Source organism: Candidatus Hydrogenedentota bacterium, assembly GCA_016791475.1.
In the GTDB taxonomy this organism is placed as follows: domain Bacteria; phylum Hydrogenedentota; class Hydrogenedentia; order Hydrogenedentales; family JAEUWI01; genus JAEUWI01.
On the sequence record JAEUWI010000395.1, the window covers coordinates 1 to 552 of the forward strand.

Annotated in this window: 1 protein-coding gene; it reads left to right on the plus strand. The window is 69.6% G+C overall.

Annotated features, from left to right (window positions below; genetic code table 11):
* Positions 1-552, plus strand: a 552-nt coding sequence (locus tag JNK74_29875; GenBank protein ID MBL7650379.1) for a RecQ family ATP-dependent DNA helicase, incomplete at both ends; no start/stop codon positions are given.

Genomic DNA, 552 nt, shown 5'->3' on the forward strand with positions numbered 1-552 from the left:
CCGGGCCGGCGGGCGGCGCGTGGGAAGCGCTCGATCCCGAGCGGCGCGGCAGCGTGCTCCGGCTTCGCATTCCGGGGGCGGACCGCAACTGCGGCAACCTCCAGGCCCAGGCTGTAATCGCAGAGTTGGACCGGCTCCGGGCACTGGAGGTGCGGGATCACTGGCAGGGTGTGGCAGTGCTGGCGCGCAGTCACCGCTACCTGTGGCCGGTGCAGGCCTTGTGCGAGCGCAAAGGCATTCCGTATTTCCTTGCGGCGGACAAGCAGAACGGCTTGCCGCTCACCCGGCAGCGTCCCTTCGTCCGCCTGGTCGCGCATCTGCGTGCCCTTGCCGTGCCTTCGCTCGCTGCTGCGGCGCTAGCGCAGCACGCCAGCGAGCTGACCGCGGATCCGGTCTGGCGGGATTTCTTCGCGACCGCGCTTGAGCAACTCGGCAGCGAGTATGGCGATTGCCTTCTTGCGCCGGGAACGATGGTCGACTGGCTCTACGACTACGCCCGCGAGATTCGGCAGCAGCCGCGCCCGGGGCTGTTCCTCGGCACGGTGCACTCGG